The organism is uncultured Wocania sp. (genome assembly GCF_964021735.1).
Lineage (GTDB): Bacteria > Bacteroidota > Bacteroidia > Flavobacteriales > Flavobacteriaceae > Wocania_A.
Genome location: NZ_CAXIBN010000277.1, coordinates 1 through 2360 on the forward strand (window position 1 = coordinate 1; position 2360 = coordinate 2360).

The following is a 2360-nucleotide window of genomic DNA, read 5'->3' on the forward strand; positions in this document are numbered from 1 at the left end:
AGCATAAAACTAAATGCATCTTTTTTATTAAAAAAAGCTGAATGAGTTAAGTAATATATTGAATGAGTGAACTAAACGACTGAATGCGTAAACCATTCTTTTTCATATTAAGCACCAGTAGAATTGTAAAACCTCCATTTTATTATAACAAAGAAAGTGCGTAAGTTTATCTATTATAAAGTAGCACATGAAGTTATTAGTTAAATACATTCTTTTTTTATGCCTTGTTTTTAGTGCGAGTTTTATGCTTGCGCAAGAAAAAAACGAAATTAAAAGTTCAGAAAAGCGATTTACGGTTCGCGGTTCTGTGATTGAAAGCGATACTTATAAACCAATTTCTGATGTAAATATTGAAGTTAGCGGAGGTGCATATACCACAACCGATGCTTTTGGCGAATTTAGAATTGAAGCCAAAAAAGGCGACGAGCTTATTGTAAGACACAAAGATTTTGAAACCGTTTACTACATTATTCAAAGTAGCGAACGGATTAAAGTTGAGGTACAACCCAATAGAACAGACGAGTATAGAAGCAAAATTTTTAAATCTAGATCGAATATTCAAGTCTTTAAATCGCTTGTTGACTCAGCGGAAGTGTATTTAAAAAAGGATGCAAAAAAGAGTATTCAGTTTATAGCAGATGCTTTAAAAGATAGCAGATCGGTTAAAGAAAACAGTGAGGCTTACGAGGTTTTAGGCGATGTTTATATGTATTGGAAACAGTTCGATTTAGCAGTTTCTAACTACAGAATAAGCATTCAAAACAGAGCAACTAATGCTGTTAAAATTAAACTAGCAAAAGCCTATCAGCTCAATAAAAACTATCAAGAAAGTCTTGCCACGTATAACGACATTGATAAAAAAGAACTCTCTAATTGGCAGTTGGTTATACTTTATGAAGGCATTGGAGATGTGCATCAAAATACCAAAACTTTAGATGCTGCAATCAATGCTTATACCGAAGGTTTAAAAGTGGCACAAAAGCATTTAATAACACCAAAAATTACGGACTTAAATTCTAAATTGGCTCAAGTATATAATGAAAAAGGCGAACCAGAAAAAGCTAAAGGACTTTTTAATGAATCTCTAAGATTGGCTAACACTCAAAACAAAAAAAGAGGGGTTGAAGAGAAAATAAAAGTAGCCGATTTTCAAAATAATTTAAGTGATTACTCCAGTGAAATTGAATTACGAAAGGAAGCCTTGGAAGCCATAAACGAAATAGAAAGCGATTCGGTTTTCGATAACGAAAGTGCCTTAACACCACAAAAACAAAACTATAAAATCGGTAATGCCTATGCCTTGCAAAAAGACTTTGGGCAAGCCATAACTTATCTTGAAAAAAGTATTGAAGAAGCCGATGATAAAGAAGATTTAATCGTGCAAAAAGATGCCACCAGAAAATTATCCGAAGTATTGCGAGATGCTGGCGAGTTTGATAAAGCGCTAATCGCCTATCAAAATTATGTGGATTTGGTGGACAAAGTCTATTCAAAAAAAGAACAGGAGATTTCGCAAGCGGCACGATTTAGTAAAGATATTGTTAGCAAGCAAAACCGCATTTTAAGTTTAGAGAGCGATAGAGCATTATCCGAAAGTAAATACCAACTTAATATTGAGCAAGCTCGCAGGCAAAAACTTATTATTTACTCGTTAATTGGTGGTGTTTTATTGCTGTTGGTCACGGCATTTTTAATGTTTAAATATATTAAACAACAACGTTTAGCAAATAATTTGCTGGCATTGAAAACCTTGCGCAGTCAAATGAATCCGCACTTTATTTTTAACGCTTTAAATTCAGTAAATAGTTTTATAGCCTCAAATGATGAAAGGACAGCAAACAAATATTTATCAGATTTTTCGTTATTAATGCGAGCCGTTTTAGAAAATAGCGAAGAGGATTTTATTCCGTTAGAAAAAGAAATCGAGCTTTTGGAACTTTACACCAAATTAGAACATTTTAGGTTTAAAGATAAATTTGATTATAGCATTACAGTTGATAAAAATATTGATGTGAACGATTTTGTAATTCCACCCATGTTGTTGCAACCCTATATTGAAAATGCAGTTTGGCACGGATTGAGATACAAGAAAAGTAAAGGACATTTAAACATCGCAATCACACAAACTAAACCAGATGAAATTAAAATTACTATTAATGATGATGGTATTGGAAGAAAAAAATCGAAAGCTTTAAAAACAGAACATCAGCAAAAACAAAACTCAAAAGGCATGGGAAATATTAAAAAACGCGTATCTATTTTAAACGCTATGTATAAAGATAAAGTTGATGTTTTTATTGACGATTTTCAAAATAAAGAAGACAAAGGAACTAAAGTAATTGTAACGCTTAAAAAGGATT

General features: G+C 32.3%; 1 protein-coding gene. It reads left to right on the top strand.

The window, feature by feature from the left end; translation table 11 throughout:
* Positions 1–187 precede the first annotated feature (187 nt).
* A partial coding sequence (locus AADI82_RS14925) for a histidine kinase (protein ID WP_341217204.1) occupies positions 188–2360 on the top strand: 2173 nt, incomplete at its 3' end.